This is a genomic window from Streptomyces sp. NPDC104106 (assembly GCF_055584345.1).
This window is the reverse complement of the sequence record NZ_JBVJMF010000001.1, coordinates 743693-761375: the sequence shown is the minus strand read 5'-3', so window position 1 is coordinate 761375 and position 17683 is coordinate 743693. Positions and strand designations below refer to the sequence as shown.

Below are 17683 nucleotides of genomic sequence, written 5' to 3'. Positions count from 1 at the left end.
CCGGGCAAACACCGGGCAAACACAGCGCCCTGCTCAGACCCCGCCCACCGCCGTCAGCAGGGCCAGCGGCACCGCGGCCGACCGCGACTCGCGCACGCACGCGTGCGGATACGGCACCGGCTCCGGATGCGTGTCCCTGCCGTACCCCGCCAGCACCTCCGGCAGCCGGTGCCCGCCCAGCGCCGCCGCGTCGACCAGCGCGTGCGCCACCGCCCGCGCCTCGTCGTGCAGCCCGTACCGCGCCAGCCCCAGCGCGATCAGCGCGTTGTCGTGCGGCCACACCGAACCCCGGTGGTACGACAGCGGGTGGTACGCCGCCTGTCCCGCGGCCACCGTCCGCACGCCCCACCCGGAGAAGAAGTCCGGCTCCAGCAGCCGCCGGCCCACCACCTCGCCGTACTCCTTGTCCAGCAGCCCCGACCACAGCAGGTGCCCCGCGTCGGAGGCCAGCGCGTCGACGCGCCGGCCCCCGCCGTCGAGGGCCAGCGCCGGGAAGGAGTGCTCCGGCATCCAGAAGTCCCGCTGGAACCGGTCCCGCAGATCCGCCGCCGCCTGCTCCAGCAGCGCCGCGTACGTCTCGTCGCCCCACACCGCCCGCGCCACCCACGCCGTGCGGCGCAGCGCGTCGTACGCGTACCCCTGCGCGCCCGCCGCCATCACCGCGCCGGTGGGCCGGGTGCCGTCGGCGCAGCAGATCGCGCCGGGGGAGTCCTTCCAGTTCTGGTTGGCGAGGCCGCCCTCGTCGGCGCGGTAGACGAGGTAGCCGCGGGAGGTCAGGCCGCCGTGGTCCAGCATCCAGCCGACGGCGGCCCGGGCGTGCCGCTCCAGGCGGCGGGCCAGGCCCGTGTCCCCGGTCCCCTCGGTGTACGCGCCGAGCAGGACCAGGAACAGCGGGGTCGCGTCGACCGAGCCGTAGTACCGCCCGAACGGCACCTGCCCGAAGTGCGCCAGCTCGCCGTGCCGTACCTCGTGCACGATCTTGCCGGGCTGGGCGACCCGCGAGGGGGCGCCGGAGCCGGTCGCCTGGGTCGCGGCGAGCGCCGGGAGCGTGGCGGCGGCGAGCCGGGGCCGGTACGGCAGCGCGAACAGGGAGGTGAGCAGGGCGTCCCGGCCGATCAGCGTGAGGTACCAGGGGGCGCCGGCGGCGGGGACGCGCAGCTCCTCGCCGTCCGGTCCGGTGGCCGGCACCTGGAGCGCGGCGAGGTCGGCGAGGCCGCGCGCGCACGCCTCCGCCAGCTCCGGCCAGCCGGTCGGGAAGGCCACGCCCTCCATGAACTCCGCTTCCAGCGCGCTGCGCTGCTCGTGCACGGCGGCCGGGTCGCGCGGCACCCGCACGGCCCGCCTCTCGCCGTGCGGGCGGGCGATGACCCGCAGCACCAGCTCGGTCGTGCCGTGCGCCGGCAGGTCGAGGGTCCACACCAGGCGGCGGGCGCCGGTGCCGGTCTCCTCGACGGCGTCGGGCGCCGGGTCCGCCGTGATCGTCGTACAGGACCGCCATTCGGCCCGCCGGTAGGCGAACTCGATGCCGTCGTCGAGGACCTCGCGGGAGCGTACGGCGCCGGGCTTGACGTAGGTGCGGTGGTCGCAGCGGAGTTCGAACTGGTCGGTGAAGTCGGCGTCGGCGGTGATGGCGAGCCGGACCGTGACGGGTACCGGGCGGTTGCTGGTCACCCGCAGCGACTCCACGAAGGAGCTGTCGCCGACGGCCTGGTGACGGAAGACCGTGTGCGCCGGGGGCTCCTGCCGGCCGCCGCGCGGGACCAGGACGCAGCGGGCCGCGTCACCGTCGCCGACCGGGGTCAGCACCTCCGGCACGGCGCCGTCGACGGTGAGCTGCCAGCGGCTGAGGTGCCGGGCGTCCCGGACGAACAGGCCGTCCGGGGCGCCGCTGCCCCGTACCCCGCTGATGTCGCCCCGGTCGCCCACGGCGGCGAACGTCGCCCCGTGCACGAGCAGATGATGCCGGTCCGTCATCGCCGCTCTCCTCCTTTGTCACTCGTGTCGAACGTGCCGGTGGCCGGAGTGGACACGCCCTCGCGGGCGCCCTTGACAAGCTCTTGGTGCGGAGCGTCAGGTGCCTTGGGGCGCGCCCGGTGACGCAGGTCGAGCGCGAGCGCGGCGGTCCAGCCGAAGCCGGTCGCGCCGCAGGCCGCGCCCGTGTACGGGTCGACGTACTCCGCGAAGCCGGTGGCGTCGGCGAGGTGCAGGAAGGACGCGCGCAGGGCGTCGGCCAGGGACAGCTCCCCGTGGGCGCGCAGGCCCCGCTCCAGCAGCCAGTTCGTGTTGAACCAGGCGGGCCCGCGCCAGTACCGGTGCGGGTCGAAGGCCTCGCCGAGCAGGTCGTAGCTGGGCACGAGCCGGGTGCGCGCGCCGAGCCCGAAGTGCGGCCCGCGCACCGTCCGTACGAGGGCCGCGGCGATCTCGCGGGGCAGCCCGGGCAGCAGCAGCGGGATCAGCCCGGACACCCCTCGCTCGGGGAGCAGTCCCTGGTCACCGCGCAGGTCCCGGCACAGGAACATCCCGGCCGCCGGGTCCCACAGCCGCTCCACCAGCGTCGCCGTCAGCCGTTCCGCACGCGCGCGGCGGGCGGTGCCGGCCGCCCCCAGCTCCTCGGCGATCCGCGCGAGCGCGTGCTCGGAGGCGATGAGCAGGGCGTTGAAGGCGGGGTCCTCGACCGCGAACCCGCCCTGCCCGTCGGCGTATCCGCCGTCCCGGTAGTCGGCGGCCAGCCGCACGTACCGCCCGTAGTCCAGATCCGTCGGCCGGTCCTCGGGCGCGCCGTGGTCGAGGTCGGCGCGGCGGAAGGAGCGGGCCGGGGCCGGGACGACCCGGGCCAGCGGGGCGTCCCAGCACGGGCTGTTGTCCATGCCCTGCTCCCAGGGGTGGACGACCGACACGAGCCCCGCGCCGCCCAGGTCGCGCCGGTGCAGCAGGTAGCGGTGCCAGGCGGCCAGGCGCGGGTAGACCCGGGCCAGGAAGCCGCGCGAGCGTGACAGCGCCGGGTCGGCACGGTGCACCAGCCAGGCCGCGAGCGCGTGCACCGGTGGCTGCACGATGCCCGACGTCTGTACGGTGCGCGGGGCGCCCGTGGCGCGCCCGGCGGTGGAGGAGCGCCAGAAGTCGGGGCTGGGGAAGTAGGCGTCGAGCGGGACGGAGGGGTTGAAGACGATGTGCGGCACCCGTCCGTCGCCCCACTGGGCGGCCAGCAGCGTCTCCAGCTCGGTCTGGGCCCGCGGCGGCGAGACGTGCCGCAGGCCGATCGCGATGAACGCCGAGTCCCAGGACCACTGGTGCGGATACAGGCCGCGGGAGGGGACCGTCGAGCTTCCCGTCCAGTTCGCCGCCAGCACCCGGGCCGCCCTGACGTCCGATGAAGTGCGATCCACTCGGGGCTCCCCGAAGACGAAGGACGACCGGTTCCGTTGTGGCTGCCGTGGAGTTACGTCTATTTAACACGCAAAACCCACTATGTAATGCAGAGTTGGGGAACACAAGGGGGTGCGCATGACCGGACGTCCGGGAAGAGCCGTCAGAAGCGGCGGCGGCCAGGCGGGCGCCGGGGACCTGCTCGAACTGGTGCGCAGTGGCCGGGCGGTGACGCGCGGCGCGCTGCAACAGGTCACCGGGCTGTCCCGGGCCACGGTCGGCCAGCGACTGGACCGGCTGTTCCGGGCCGGCTGGCTGCGCGAGGGCGCGGGCGGCCCGGTCGGCTCGCCGCTCGGCGGCCGACCGTCCGTCACGCTGGAGTTCGACGGCTCCCACGCCGTCGTCCTCACCGCCGACCTGGACACCCGGCACGCCCGCGCGGCCGTCCTCACCCTGACCGGCGAACTGCTCGCCGAGCACGCGGGCACCCTGGTGGTCGAGGACGGCCCGGAGGCAGTCCTGCCCGAACTCGGCCGCTGGTTCGCCGCGTTGCTGGACAAGGCCGGGCACACGGCGGCGGAGGTGTGCGGCATCGGGGTCGCGGTGCCCGGCCCGGTGGACAGCGAGACCGGCCGGGTCGTGCAGCCGCCGATGATGCCGGGCTGGGACGGCTACGACACGACGGGCCGTCTCGCGCGCGCCTTCGCCGAACACGCCGGGGGCCGGGCCGCCGTGCCCGTCCTGGTCGACAACGACGCGAACCTCATGGCGTACGGCGAACAGCGCGCCGGACACCCCGACTGCCGGGCGTTCGTCCTGGTGAAGGTGTCGACCGGGATCGGCGCCGGGGTGGTCGTGGACGGCTCGATCTACCGGGGCGTGGACGGGGGCGCGGGGGACATCGGGCACATCCGGGTCGGCGCGGACGCGCTGTGCCGGTGCGGCTCCTACGGCTGTCTCGCCGCCGTCGCCAGCGGCGGCGCCGTGGCCCGGCGGCTGGCGGAGTCCGGCGTCCCGGCCGCCTCCGGCTCGGACGTACGGGACCTGCTGGCCGCCGGGCATCCGCAGGCGGCGGCGCTGGCCCGGGAGGCGGGACGCCGGGTCGGCGACGTCCTGGCCACGGTGGTGACCCTGCTGAACCCCGGCGTGCTGATGGTCGCGGGCGATCTGGCCGGAACCCCCTTCCTCACCGGCGTGCGCGAACTGCTCTACCAGCGGGCGCTGCCCCGCTCCACGGCCCACCTGGACGTCGTCACCTCCCGGCTGGGCGAGCGGGCCGCGCTCATCGGAGCGGGGGCGCTGGTCGTGGACCACCTCTACGCGCCGGAGCGGGTGGAGGAGCGGCTGCTCGCGCTGGGTGTGTGACGTGGGTGTTTCCGGGGCCGGCCCGGGGGTCCGCATGGTGAAATCCGGCGGGCTGTGGCAGCGTGATTCTCGCCACCCTTGATAAGGGTTGCGCTCAAATGAGCGGATCAAGGGCGACTGCACTTCTCCAAGGGGTGGCACTGGGTGCCACCCCTTGATCGTTCATCGATCGAAAACAGAGGTGCGGGAGGCTCGCTCATCTGAGCGGAAAACCGCACTTCTGGTGGTGCTTGAGTTCAAGAAGTGAAGACATTCGGCCCCGTGAGCTTGCCAAGCCTTGACTTTCGATCCAGTGGCGGACGAGTGGTTACGGGCGCATGACGCGCAAGTAGACGTACCCATGCGCCTTCGATCTGGGTATGTTCCTCGCCGTCAGGGCAGCCACCGTGGCCTCAAGGAGTCGAGACCCGTGTCGGAAAACAAAGAACCCCACGTAGCGAAGTTCGTTTACGACTTCACCGAGGGCAACAAGGACCTCAAGGACCTCCTCGGCGGCAAGGGTGCCAACCTCGCCGAGATGACCAACCTCGGTCTGCCGGTCCCTCCCGGCTTCACCATCACCACGGAGGCCTGCAAGGTCTACCTGGAGAGCGGCGAGGAGCCCGCGGCACTGCGTGACGAGGTGAGTGCGCACCTCGACGCCCTCGAGTCCCGCATGGGCAAGAAGCTCGGCCAGCCCGACAACCCCCTGCTCGTCTCCGTCCGCTCCGGCGCCAAGTTCTCCATGCCCGGCATGATGGACACGGTCCTGAACATCGGCCTCTCCGACAAGTCCGTGCAGGGCCTGGCCAAGCAGGCCGGTGACGACCGGTTCGCCTGGGACTCCTACCGGCGACTGATCCAGATGTTCGGCAAGACCGTCCTCGGCGTCGACGGCGACCTCTTCGAGGAGGCCCTCGACGCGGCCAAGGCCGCCAAGAAGGTCACGGTCGACACGGAACTGGACGCGGCCGACCTGAAGAAGCTGGTCACCAGGTTCAAGAAGATCGTCAAGGCGGAAGCCGGCCGCGACTTCCCGCAGGAGCCGCGCGAGCAGATGGACCTCGCCATCAAGGCGGTCTTCGACTCCTGGAACGGCGACCGGGCCAAGCTCTACCGGCGCCAGGAGCGCATCCCGCACGACCTCGGCACCGCCGTCAACGTCTGCTCCATGGTCTTCGGCAACCTCGGCCCCGACTCCGGCACCGGCGTCGCCTTCACCCGCGACCCCGCCTCCGGCCACCAGGGCGTCTACGGCGACTACCTGCAGAACGCCCAGGGCGAGGACGTCGTCGCGGGCATCCGCAACACGGTCCCGCTCGCGGAGCTGGAGTCGATCGACAAGAAGTCGTACGACCAGCTCATGCAGATCATGGAGACTCTGGAGAACCACTACAAGGACCTCTGCGACATCGAGTTCACGATCGAGCGCGGTCAGCTGTGGATGCTCCAGACGCGCGTGGGCAAGCGCACCGCCGGCGCCGCCTTCCGCATCGCCACCCAGCTTGTCGACCAGGGCCTGATCGACGAGACCGAGGCGCTCCAGCGGGTCACCGGCGCGCAGCTGGCCCAGCTGATGTTCCCCCGCTTCGACGAGCAGGCCAAGGTCGACCAGGTGGCGCGCGGCATCGCGGCGTCCCCGGGCGCGGCGGTCGGCAAGGCGGTCTTCGACTCGTACACCGCCGTGAAGTGGTCGCGCTCCGGCGAGAAGGTCATCCTGGTCCGCCGTGAGACGAACCCGGACGACCTGGACGGCATGATCGCGGCCGAGGGCATCCTGACCTCGCGCGGCGGCAAGACCTCCCACGCCGCCGTGGTCGCCCGGGGCATGGGCAAGACCTGCGTGTGCGGCGCGGAGGAGCTGGAGGTCGACACCAAGCGCCGCCGCATGACGGTCCCCGGCGGACACGTCGTCGAGGAAGGCGACCTGATCTCCATCGACGGCTCCTCCGGCAAGGTCTACCTGGGCGAGGTCCCCGTCGTCCCCTCCCCGGTCGTGGAGTACTTCGAGGGCCGGATGCACCCCGGCGCGGACGACGCCGACGAACTGGTCGAGGCCGTGCACCGCATGATGGCCTTCGCCGACCGCAAGCGCCGGCTGCGGGTGCGCGCCAACGCCGACAACGCCGAGGACGCCCTGCGCGCACGCCGCTTCGGCGCCCAGGGCATCGGCCTGTGCCGCACGGAGCACATGTTCCTCGGCGACCGCCGCGAACTGGTCGAGCGCCTGATCCTCGCCGACACGGAGACGGAACGCGAGGAGGCCCTCAAGGCCCTTCTCCCCCTCCAGAAGAAGGACTTCGTCGAACTCTTCGAGGCCATGGACGGCCTCCCCGTCACCATCCGCCTCCTCGACCCCCCGCTGCACGAGTTCCTCCCCGACATCACGGAGCTCTCCGTCCGGGTCGCCCTGGCCGAGTCCCGCCAGGAGCCGCACGAGAACGAGCTGCGCCTCCTGCAGGCGGTCCACCGCCTGCACGAGCAGAACCCGATGCTCGGTCTGCGCGGTGTGCGCCTCGGCCTGGTCATCCCCGGCCTGTTCACCATGCAGGTCCGCGCCATCGCCGAGGCGGCGGCCGAGCGCAAGGCGGCGAAGGCCGACCCGCGCGCGGAGATCATGATCCCGCTGGTCGGCACGGTCCAGGAGCTGGAGATCGTCCGCGAGGAGGCCGACAGGGTCGTCGCGGAGGTCGAGACGGCGACCGGTACGTCGCTCAAGCTGGCGATCGGCACGATGATCGAGCTGCCGCGGGCCGCCCTGACGGCGGGCCAGATCGCGGAGGCGGCCGAGTTCTTCTCCTTCGGCACGAACGACCTGACGCAGACGGTCTGGGGCTTCAGCCGCGACGACGTCGAGGCTTCGTTCTTCACGGCCTACCTGGAGAAGGGCATCTTCGGCGTCTCCCCGTTCGAGACGATCGACAAGGACGGCGTGGGTTCCCTGGTCAAGGCGGCGGCGGAAGCCGGCCGCCGCACCCGCCCCGACCTCAAGCTCGGCGTCTGCGGCGAGCACGGCGGTGACCCGGAGTCGGTCCACTTCTTCCACGAGGCCGGCCTGGACTACGTCTCCTGCTCCCCCTTCCGCATCCCCGTCGCCCGCCTGGAGGCGGGCCGGGCGGCGACGCAGTCGACGGGCAGCGACCACCGCTAGGCCGCACGGCCCGGCAGACCCCGGAGCCGCCGCCGGTCCCCGACCCTCACCGATCGGCGGCGGCCCCGGCGCACGAAAGAGGAGAGGCGACACCCTGTGCGGGGGTGTCGCCTCTCCGGCGTGTTCCGGCCGGTGTCCGGATCGGGTCACACGGGGGGCGGCACCGTCTTCTGGGACGGTGCCGGTCTTCCGGTCCTGCTGCTCGGAGGCCCGGGTGTCGTGGGCGTGGCCGCGCCGGGGTCGCTGCCGCTCGTCGGGCGGCGTGTCGACCCGGAACCCATCCGGCGCGACTGAGCGAACGCGGCGGGAGGGGGCGCCTGGCGTCGCCGTGTTCCTCCGGAGCCCCTCAGATCGTCTCCTCCGTGTTCACCGGCCCCACCTCGAACAGCCCCGAGCAGATCTTCCAGGGCGCCGGTATGAGGACTGCGGTCCGGGAGGCCGGCGGGTAGGTCCGCAGGTAGGCGCCGGTGCGCAGGCAGGCGCCGCCCACCGGGCCGTTGGTGGTGCGCAGCACCGCCGAGGCCGAGTGGCCCGGGATGAGGGTGACGGTGCTGTAGGGGCTGCCGCTGCGGGTGGCCGCCGGACCGAGCTGGTGGTGGGCGGCGTCCAGGACGCTGACGCCCGGGTAGCCCCGCAGGGCGCAGCCGGTGGTGCCGGTGTTCGTGAACCGTACCGGCCAGTACAGCGAACCGGCCGCCCCCTCCTTGCGGCCCATGGAGAGGTGGAGGTCCTTCACCGTGCAGGTGCGCAGGCCCGTCGCGGGCGCGCCCCAGGCCGCGCCCGCCGCCGGCAGGCCCACCAGCGCCGCGGCCAGCAGCGCGGCCGCGCCTCGCCTCGGGGAGGTCCGGGGGAGTCGCGGGGAATTCGGATGACGAAGCATGGCGTATCCGCCTCCATCGGGCGAATCGGTGGATGAAGGTCACTTGGTTGGATGCGCCGTGCCCCGGAAAAGTTGTGCGTCGGCGCGGTCGTTTTCGGGAGGAGCGTAAGAAATCGGCCTCATCGCCGTGACGGCGTGCCCCCGCGCGGTGACACACTGCCGCAATCCCCCTTTCGTAATCATCGCGCAGGGTTGATCGTTGGGCCGTGCATCGATGGCCGACACCGATACGTCAGGGGGCACAGACATGACGATGAGCCGCAGGGCGCTGCTGGCCGCGGGGGCCGGAGCCGGAGTCGGAGCGGGGTTGCTCGCCGCGTGCGGGTCCAACACCGGGCGGGGCAGCGGAGGGTCGGGGACGGCACTGTCGCAGTGGTACCACCAGTACGGTGAGACCGGCACCCAGCAGGCGGTGCAGCGGTACGCCGCCGCCTACCGCAAGGCGCACGTCACGGTGCAGTGGCGGCCGGGGAACTACGACCAGCAGACCGCCGCCGCGCTGCTGACCGACTCCGGGCCGGACGTGTTCGAGGTCAACGGGCCCACGCTCGACCAGATCCAGGGCGGGCAGGTCGCCGACCTCACCGACCTCCTCGACGGCGTCAAGGACGACTTCAACCCCGCCGTACTCACCCCGAAGACGTACGAGGGGAGGATCTACGGCGTCCCGCAGGTCATCGACATGCAGATGCTCTACTACCGCAAGAGCCTGCTGAAGGACGCCGGGGTCGAGCCGCCCGGCACGCTCGACGCCCTCGTGGACGCCGCCCGCAAGCTCACCGACAGCAAGGTCAAGGGGCTCTTCCTCGGCAATGACGGCGGAGCCGGGGTGCTCGGCGGAACCCCCCTCTACGCCGCCGGACTCCAGCTCGTCACCGACGACGGCAAGGCGGGCTTCGACGATCCCGCCGCCGCCCGCACCCTCGGCAAACTGCGCCGGCTCTACACCGACAAGTCCCTCCTCCTCGGCGCGCCCGCCGACTGGTCGGACCCGTCCGCCTTCGTCCAGGGGCTGACCGCCATGCAGTGGTCGGGGCTGTGGGCCCTGCCCCAGATCAAGCAGCAACTCGGCGACGACTTCGGGGTGTTGCCGTTCCCCGCGGACGGACAGCGGGGCAGGCCCACCGTGCCCGTCGGGGCGTACGGGGCCGCCGTCAGCGCGCGCGGCAGGCACAAGGAGGCCGCGAAGGAGTACGTCAAGTGGCTCTGGGTCGAACGGACCGATTACCAGGAGGACTTCGCGCTGTCGTACGGCTTCCACATCCCGGCCCGGATCTCGCTCGCCCGGAAGGCCGAAAAGCTGAAGAGCGGGCCGGCCGCCGACGCCGTGCGCTTCGCCACCGAGTACGGATACGCCCAGCCGCTGCTGTGGACGCCGGCCGCGCAGACCGCCTACCAGGACGCGCTCAGCCGGATCATCAAGAGCGGGGCCAGCGCGGACAGCGAACTGCGGGACGTCGTGCGGAAGGTGTCCGGTGAGCTGCAGCGTGTGAAGAAGAAGTCGTGAGGCGGCGCCGGGTCCTCTGGTTCTGGGTGTTCGTCGGGCCGTTCGCCGCCGGGCTCGCGCTCTTCACCTACGTCCCGCTGCTGTGGAGCGTGGGACTGAGCTTCTTCGACGCGCACAACACCGTCACGCCCACCCGCTTCGTCGGCCTGGACAACTACACGGCGATGCTGAAGGACGACGCGTTCGTCGGCAGCCTGCGGACCTTCCTCGTCTTCACCGCCTTCATCGTGCCCGTCACCTACCTGCTGTCCCTCTCCCTCGCCCTCATGGTCAACCGGGTGCGCCGGGCGCGCGCGTTCTTCCGGTCCGTGTTCTTCCTGCCGGCCGCGTGCAGTTACGTCGTCGCGGCCCTGGTCTGGAAGATGTCGATCTTCAACGGGGTGCGGTTCGGGCTCGCCAACACCGTGCTCGGGTGGTTCGGGGGCGAAACGGTGGCCTGGCTGTCGACCACCGATCCGCCCTGGTACTGGCTGGTCATCGTCACCGTACGGCTGTGGCTCCAGGCCGGCTTCTACATGATCCTCTTCCTGGCCGGGCTGCAGCGGATCGATCCGGTGCTCTACGAGGCGGCCGCCGTGGACGGGGCCCGGCCCGGCTGGACGGTGCTGCGGCACATCACCCTGCCGCAGCTGCGCGCCACCTCGGTCGCGGTGGTGCTGCTGCTCGTCATCAACGCCTTCCAGGCCTTCGACGAGTTCTACAACCTGCTGTCGGACGCGCGGGGTTATCCGCCGTACGCCCGGCCGCCGCTCGTCTACCTCTACTACACCGCGCTCGGGCAGGGGCAGAACCTCGGGCTCGGCAGCGCGGGCGCGGTGATCCTCGCGCTGATCATCGCGGTCGTCACGGTGGGGCAGGCGCGGTGGCTGCGGCTGGGAAGGACGGACGCCGATGGATGACGCCCTGGTGCGGGCCGGGCGGGCGCTGCGGCTGGTGCTGCTGATCGCGCTCGCCCTGCTCTTCCTCATCCCCTTCTACCTGCTGGTGCGCAACGGGCTGTCCAGCGAGCAGGACATCACCTCGCCCCGGTGGACGTTCTTTCCGGGCGAGTTGAGGTGGGGGAACGTCCGGGAGCTGTTCGACGACCCGTCCGTTCCCTTCGCCCGGTCGCTGCTCAACTCCGCGCTCATCGCCCTCGCCACCACCGCGGGCACGCTCGTCCTGGCCTCCCTCGCCGGGTACGGCCTCGCCCGCATCCCCTACCGGCACGCGAACAAGGTCTTCTACGGCATCCTCGGCACCCTCCTGGTCCCGGCCGCCGTGACCTTCGTGCCGAGCTTCGTGCTGGTGTCGTCGCTGGGCTGGATCTCCACGCTGCGCGGGCTGATCGTCCCCACCCTGTTCTCGGCGTTCGCCTGCTTCGTCTTCCGGCAGTACTTCCTGGGCTTCCCCCGGGAGCTGGAGGACGCGGCGCAGGTCGACGGGCTCGGCTACTGGCGTACGTACTGGCGGGTGGTGGTACCGAACGCGCGGCCGGTGTTCGCCGCCGTCGGGACGATCGTGTTCCTCGGCGCGTGGAACTCCTTCCTGTGGCCGCTGGTCATCGGGCAGGACCAGAGCGCCTGGACGGTGCAGGTCGCGTTGTCGTCGTTCACCACGTCCCAGGTCGTCCGGCTGCACGAGCTGTTCGTCGCCGCCGTGGTCTCCGTCCTGCCGCTGCTGCTGGTGTTCCTGTGCTTCCAGCGGTGGATCGTGGCGGGGGTGGAGCGGTCGGGGATCGACTGAGCGCCCTCAGAGCGTGGCGCCGCTGTCCACGACGAGGTCGGTGCCGACGACCGAGGCCGCGTCGTCCGAGGCCAGGTAGAGGACGGCGGCGGCGACCTCCCGGGTGGTGGCGATCCGGCCGAGGGGGAGGGTGGCGCGGGCGCGTGCCGTGCGGTCCGCCTCCGTCTCGCCGGGGCGCAGGGACATGGAGGTCTCCGTGGCGCCGGGGCTCACGACGTTGATCCGGACGCCGTCCCGGACGTGGTCCAGGGCGGCGTTCCGGCTGAGCGCGGTCACGGCGGCCTTGCTCGCGGAGTAGGCGGCGGCCCCCGCGGAGGCGGCGTGCACGCCGAAGGTGGAGGAGATGTTCACGATCGCGCCGCCCGCCGGCTGGTCGCGCATCCGGCGCACCTGGGCGCGCAGGGCGAGGAAGAGGCCGGTGACGTTGGTCGCCAGCTGGGCGTGCCAGTCCTCCTCCGCCAGGTCGGCGAGGGGCTGCCCGCCGCGGAAGACACCGGCGTTGTTGACCGCCACGTCGAGCGAGCCGAAGGTGTCGACGGCGGCGCGGACCAGGGCCTCGGCGTCGGCCGCGCGGGAGACGTCGGCGCTCACCGCCACCGCCTTGCCGCCCTGCTCCTCGATCAGGCGGACCGTCTCCTGAAGGGGCCCGGGCCGGCGTCCGGCGGCGACGACCCGGGCGCCCTCGGCGGCCAGGGCGAGGGCCACGGCCCGTCCGATGCCGGAGCCGGCGCCGGTGACGAGGGCCGTGCGGCCGGAGAAGCGGTGCGTCATGAGGTCTCCCGTTTTCTTGACCGGCCGTTTTTGGACCGATCGGTTCAGTATGAGGTGCGAAAAGAAGGCGCTGCCGACCGAGTGCCTGTCTCAGTCGAGCAGCGCCAGGGCCTGCTCCGCCGCGTCCCGGACGCGCGCCGGGTCCGCCGACGCCTTGCCGACCACCCGCAGGCCCTGCAGCAGCACCAGCAGGGTGCGGGCCAGGGTGAGCGGGTCGCGGCCGTCCGGCAGCTCGCCCTGGCCCCGGGCGCGGACGAGCGCGGAGTGCAGCAGCGTCTCCAGGTGGTCCCAGTTGCGCTCGACGCGCCGGGCGGCGTCCGCGTCGTGCGGCGCCAGTTCGGCGGCCGTGTTCGTGATCAGGCAGCCGGGCAGCCGCAGCCGGTCGTCGGCCGCCTCCGTCGCATAGCGCCGTACGACCGCCCGCACGGCCGGCAGGGCGGGGCCCGGCTGGGACAGTTCGCGCACGATCCGCGCCATGCCGGCCTGCTCGTAGCGCTCCAGCGCCCTCAGGTACAGCTCGCGCTTGCTGCCGAACGTCGCGTACAGGCTGGCCCGGCCGATCCCGAGGCGCTCGACCAGGTCGGCCATCGACGTCGCCTCGTAGCCGCGCCACCAGAACAGCTCCAGGGCTGCCTGCAGCGCGGCGTCCGGGTCGAATTCCTTGGTCCTGGCCACGGGAGGCAGCCTAGGCTTTTCGGGAACGAGCGGTCAAGAAAGGTCAGGCCGCCCGGACCTCGTACGCCCGCACCCGGACCGTCTCGTCGTCCAGGCACTGGCCGCTGACCAGGTCGAAGCGCTGCTTCAACAGGGGGGAGGCGACGAAGGGGCGCCCCTCGTGGGTGCCGGTCAGGCCGCGGGAGAGGACGGCCGCGCCGGTGAAGGGGTCGCGGTTGTCGATGGCGTAGAGGCGGTCGGCGCGGTCGCGGAACAGGGCCACCTGGCGGCCGTCCGGCAGCAGGGCGGCGGCCCCGCGGCCCGGCAGCAGCGCGTGCAGGTCGCAGGCCGTGAACCAGCCGTCGCCGAGCTGCAGTTGAACCTTCAGGGTCGTGGTCTCGACAGCCAGGGTCATCGCTGGGTGCTTCCTTCCAGGACGTCGTCGGCGGGCCGCAGGCCGATGTTCAGCAGCGGCAGGTCGGGCTTGATCTGGTCGCGCTCGGGGACGAAGGCGACGACCGGGTCGGGGGTGTCGGGGGCGTTCACGAAGGACACGAAGCGGGAGAGCTTCTCGGGGTCGTTGATGGTCTCGGCCCACTCGTCGCGGTAGTTCGCGACGTGCGCCCGCATCAGTGCCTCCAGCTCGTCGCAGATGCCGAGCTTGTCGTGCACCACCACGTCGCGGACGTGGTCCAGGCCGCCCGGGATCCGCTCCAGCCACACCGACGTGCGCTCCAGCCGGTCGGCGGTGCGGATGTAGAACATCAGGAACCGGTCGATCAGCCGGACCAGTTCCGCGTCGGACAGGTCCTGGGCCAGCAGGTCGGCGTGGCGCGGGGTGGCACCGCCGTTGCCGCCGACGTACAGGTTCCAGCCGCCCGCGGTGGCGATCACGCCGAAGTCCTTCGACTGGGCCTCGGCGCACTCCCGGGCGCAGCCGGAGACCGCCGACTTGAGCTTGTGCGGGGAGCGCAGGCCCCGGTAGCGCAGCTCCAGGTCGATCGCCATGCGGACCGAGTCCTGCACGCCGTAGCGGCACCAGGTCGAGCCCACACAGGACTTCACGGTCCGCAGCGCCTTGCCGTAGGCGTGCCCGGACTCGAAGCCCGCGTCCACCAACCGCGCCCAGATGAGCGGAAGTTGCTCGGCCCGCGCGCCGAACATGTCGATCCGCTGACCGCCGGTGATCTTCGTGTAGAGGCCGAAGTCCCGGGCGATCTCACCGATCACGATCAGCTTCTCGGGCGCGATCTCGCCGCCGGGGATGCGCGGCACGACCGAGTACGAGCCGTTCTTCTGCAGGTTGGCCAGGTGGTGGTCGTTGGTGTCCTGCAGGGCCGCCTGCTCACCGTCGAGGACGTAGCCGCTCGCGCCGATCGCCGGGGCGAGGGAGGCGATGACCGAGGCCACCGCCGGCTTGCAGGTCTCACAGCCCTCGCCGCCGCGGGCGCCCTCCCGGCCGAAGCGGTCCAGCAGCTCCCGGTACGACGTGATGCGCAGGGTCCGGACGATCTCGTACAGCTCCTCGCGGCTCTGCGCGAAGCAGCCGCACAGCCCCTTGTCGACCTCGATCCCGGACGCCTCCAGCTCGGCGTCCACCAGCTGGCCGAGCACCTTGACGCAGCTCCCGCACGTCGTACCGGCCTTGGTGCACTTCTTGACCTCGGGCACGGTGGTGCAGCGGTGCTCGGTGACCGCGCCGCGGATCGTGCCCTTGGTGACGTTGTTGCAGGAGCAGATGATCGCCTCGTCCGGCAGGGCCGCCGGGCCGAGCGAGGCCCCCGGGTCCGCTCCGGCGGGCAGGACGAGGGACTCGGGGGAGACGGGCGGCACCGAACCGGTCAGCGCGCGCAGGGTGCCGTACGCCTCCGCGTCGCCGACCAGGATGCCGCCGAGCAGCGTCCCGTCCCGGCCGATGACCAGCTTCTTGTACAGACCCGCGCGGGAGTCGGAGTAGACGACGTCCAGGCAGTCCTCGGTGGTGCCGTGCGCGTCGCCGAAGGAGGCCACGTCCACGCCGAGCAGCTTCAGCTTGGTTGACAGGTCGGCGCCCGTGAAGGACGCCTCGTCGGCGGCGATGGTGGCGGCGGCCGTCTCCGCCTGCTCGTAGCCCGGCGCGACCAGGCCGTACACCCGGCCGTCCGCGGCCAGCGCGCACTCGCCGATCGCGAACACGTGCGGGTCGCCGACCGTACGGCACTGCTCGTCCACGGTGATGCCGCCGCGCTCGCCGACCGCGAGGCCGCAGGCCCGGGCCAGCTGGTCGCGGGGGCGGACACCGGCGCTGAACACCACCATGTCGACGCCCAGTTCGGAGCCGTCGGACAGCTTCATGCCGCTGACGGCGCCCTCGGCACCGGTGACGATCTCCTGCGTGCCCACGCCCGTGTGCACGGTCAGACCCATGTCCTCGATGGTGCGCAGCAGCGCCGCGCCGCCGCCGTCGTCGACCTGTACCGGCATCAGGCGCGGCGCGAACTCCACGATGTGCGTGTCGAGTCCGAGGCCCTTGAGCGCGCCGGCCGCCTCCAGACCGAGCAGCCCGCCGCCGACCACGGCACCGACCCGGGCGCCCTTCGCGTACTCCTCGATCGCGAGCAGGTCCTCGATCGTGCGGTAGACGAAGCAGCCCTCGGCGTCCTTGTTCGGCACGGGCGGCACGAAGGGGTAGGAACCGGTGGCGAGGACCAGGGTGTCGTACCCGAAGACCTGCCCGGACCGGGCCGTCACCTTCCGCGCGCCGCGGTCGATCGTCTCGGCCGGGTCGCCGACGTACAGCTCGATGCCGTGTGTGGCGATGAACTCCATGTCGGTCACGGAGAGTTCCTCGGGCGTCCTGCCCGAGAAGTACGAGGTGAGGGCGACGCGGTCGTACGCCGGACGCGGCTCCTCGCACAGCACGACCACGCGGTGCGTGGCGGTCAGACCGCGCTCGGCGAGCGCCTCCAGGAAGCGCTGGCCGACCATGCCGTGGCCGACGAGCACGATCGTGGGGGTGGCCCCCAGGGCGGTGGTCATCAGGAGCCTCCATCGTTGGTGAGCAGGTGGAGCAGGGGGCCGCCGTCGGAGGGGAGCGGCTCTGCTCCCTCCCAGGCGCGGGCGAGCGCGCCGACGGTGCCGAGTTCGCCGACGAGGACCCCGCCGACCAGCCGGTCGTCGCGGACGACGACCTTGCGGTACGTGCCGCGCGTGGCGTCGGCGAGGCGTACGACGTCGTCGCCGGGCAGTGCCTCGGTCTCGCCGAACGCGGCCAGGTCGAAGGGGCCGAAGGGCGAGTCGGGACCGGTCAGGGTCAGCCGGGTCAGCGAACGGGTGCCGGTGTAGCGGGCGTTGCCGTCGCCCGCGAGCGACTCGGCGAGGAGGTCGGCCTGTTCGAGGGCCGGAGCGGCCAGTCCGTAGACGGTCCCGTCGTGCCGGGCGCAGTCGCCGACGGCACGGATGCGCGGGTCGGAGGTGCGCAGTTCGTCGTCGACCAGGACGCCGTCGCGCACCGCGAGCCCGGCCTCCTCGGCCAGACCGGTGCGTGGGCGCACCCCGCAGGCGAGGACGACGAGATCGGCGTCGAGGACGTAGCCGTCGGCCAGTTCCACCGAGCGGACCGCGCCGTCGACGCACCGCATGTCCCGCACCCGGCACTCGGTGTGCACCTCCACGCCCAGGCCGGTCAGGTGCCGGCGCACCAGGTCGGAGGCGTCAGGGTCGAGCCGGCGCTCCATGAGCCGCTCCGCCTGCTGGGCGAGGACCACGCGCGCACCGCGCACGGCGAGCGCCCGCGCGGCGGAGACCCCGAGCAGCCCGCCGCCGACGACCACCGCGCGCACCCCCGGCCGCACGGCCCCGGACAGCGCCAGGCAGTCGTCCATGGTGCGGAACGCGTGCACGCCCTGCGGGAGCCGGTGATCGGGGGTGAACAGCGCGCGCAGCGGCGGCAGGACGGGATTGGCGCCGGTGGCCAGCACGAGCGTGTCGTAGCCGATCGGCGGCCCGTCGGCACGGCCGACCGTCCGGGCGGCGCGGTCGATACCGGTGATCCGGGTGCGCAGCAGGCGCTCCGGCGCCGGAAGCGTGATCACCTCCGGGGCGTACCGGCCGGCCAGGACCTCCGCGAGCAGGACCCGGTTGTACGGCGGGTGCTCCTCCTCGCCGACGAGCAGCGCGGGCACGCCCAGCTCGCCGAGCCGCCGGGCGAGCCGTACGCCCGCGAGGCCGGCGCCGATCACCACCACACGCGTATTCGAGGTCATGCCCCTGAGCGTGCGGCGCGGACGTTACCCGGCCGCATCAC

General features: G+C 72.6%; 13 protein-coding genes. 5 read left to right on the top strand and 8 right to left on the bottom strand.

From position 1 onward, the window contains the following. Positions 1 to 33: 33 nt before the first annotated feature. Together ACZ60X_RS03550 and ACZ60X_RS03545 are read right to left on the bottom strand one after the other, a co-directional pair. Positions 34 to 1974 (bottom strand): amylo-alpha-1,6-glucosidase, encoded by a 1941-nt coding sequence (locus tag ACZ60X_RS03550; protein ID WP_469592760.1) that lies wholly within the window; start codon positions 1972 to 1974, stop codon positions 34 to 36. Further along, positions 1971 to 3386 carry an MGH1-like glycoside hydrolase domain-containing protein gene (locus ACZ60X_RS03545; RefSeq protein WP_469592758.1) on the bottom strand — a complete coding sequence of 472 codons (1416 nt, stop codon included), beginning with the start codon at positions 3384 to 3386 and terminating at the stop codon, positions 1971 to 1973. Before ACZ60X_RS03545 ends, ACZ60X_RS03550 begins: the two co-directional genes overlap by 4 nt. A 118-nt stretch (positions 3387 to 3504) precedes the next feature. Between ACZ60X_RS03545 and ACZ60X_RS03540 the strand changes: the two genes are divergently transcribed. After that, entirely contained in the window at positions 3505 to 4731 is a 1227-nt protein-coding gene (locus ACZ60X_RS03540) for an ROK family protein (RefSeq protein ID WP_469592756.1), read from the top strand. Between the two features lie 409 nt (positions 4732 to 5140). Further along, positions 5141 to 7861, top strand: coding sequence for a pyruvate, phosphate dikinase (gene ppdK, locus ACZ60X_RS03535; protein WP_469592754.1), 2721 nt, complete (start codon positions 5141 to 5143; stop codon positions 7859 to 7861). Between the two features lie 346 nt (positions 7862 to 8207). On the opposite strand, the gene ACZ60X_RS03530 is transcribed toward ppdK, so the two are convergent. Continuing rightward, a complete protein-coding gene (locus tag ACZ60X_RS03530; RefSeq protein ID WP_469592752.1) occupies positions 8208 to 8741 on the bottom strand; it encodes a DUF4232 domain-containing protein in 534 nt (177 codons plus the stop codon). A gap of 247 nt (positions 8742 to 8988) precedes the next feature. Here ACZ60X_RS03530 and ACZ60X_RS03525 point away from each other — a divergent pair, with 247 nt between their 5' ends. The 3 genes from ACZ60X_RS03525 to ACZ60X_RS03515 are packed head-to-tail and all read left to right on the top strand — an operon-like array spanning position 8989 to position 11973. After that, a complete protein-coding gene (locus tag ACZ60X_RS03525) occupies positions 8989 to 10248 on the top strand; it encodes an ABC transporter substrate-binding protein (protein WP_469592750.1) in 1260 nt (419 codons plus the stop codon). Then, on the top strand, positions 10245 to 11147 hold the full coding sequence (locus tag ACZ60X_RS03520) for a carbohydrate ABC transporter permease (RefSeq protein WP_469592748.1): 903 nt from the start codon (positions 10245 to 10247) through the stop codon (positions 11145 to 11147). The genes ACZ60X_RS03525 and ACZ60X_RS03520 overlap by 4 nt, the downstream gene beginning before the upstream one ends. Beyond that, positions 11140 to 11973, top strand: coding sequence for a carbohydrate ABC transporter permease (locus ACZ60X_RS03515; RefSeq protein WP_469592746.1), 834 nt, complete (start codon positions 11140 to 11142; stop codon positions 11971 to 11973). The genes ACZ60X_RS03520 and ACZ60X_RS03515 overlap by 8 nt, the downstream gene beginning before the upstream one ends. A gap of 6 nt (positions 11974 to 11979) precedes the next feature. On the opposite strand, the gene ACZ60X_RS03510 is transcribed toward ACZ60X_RS03515, so the two are convergent. The 5 genes from ACZ60X_RS03510 to ACZ60X_RS03490 all read right to left on the bottom strand — a co-directional run bounded on the left by ACZ60X_RS03510 (position 11980) and on the right by ACZ60X_RS03490 (position 17642). Further along, a complete protein-coding gene (locus ACZ60X_RS03510; protein WP_469592744.1) occupies positions 11980 to 12744 on the bottom strand; it encodes an SDR family NAD(P)-dependent oxidoreductase in 765 nt (254 codons plus the stop codon). 90 nt (positions 12745 to 12834) lie between these two features. After that, positions 12835 to 13419: a TetR/AcrR family transcriptional regulator gene (locus tag ACZ60X_RS03505; protein WP_469592742.1), complete on the bottom strand. Its 585-nt coding sequence runs from the start codon at positions 13417 to 13419 to the stop codon at positions 12835 to 12837. A 43-nt stretch (positions 13420 to 13462) separates the two neighbouring features. Beyond that, positions 13463 to 13813: a nitrite reductase small subunit NirD gene (gene nirD / locus ACZ60X_RS03500; protein ID WP_469592740.1), complete on the bottom strand. Its 351-nt coding sequence runs from the start codon at positions 13811 to 13813 to the stop codon at positions 13463 to 13465. After that, a complete protein-coding gene (nirB, locus tag ACZ60X_RS03495; protein ID WP_469592738.1) occupies positions 13810 to 16416 on the bottom strand; it encodes a nitrite reductase large subunit NirB in 2607 nt (868 codons plus the stop codon). Before nirB ends, nirD begins: the two co-directional genes overlap by 4 nt. After that, on the bottom strand, positions 16416 to 17642 hold the full coding sequence (locus ACZ60X_RS03490; RefSeq protein ID WP_469592735.1) for an NAD(P)/FAD-dependent oxidoreductase: 1227 nt from the start codon (positions 17640 to 17642) through the stop codon (positions 16416 to 16418). Before ACZ60X_RS03490 ends, nirB begins: the two co-directional genes overlap by 1 nt. Positions 17643 to 17683: the final 41 nt, after the last annotated feature.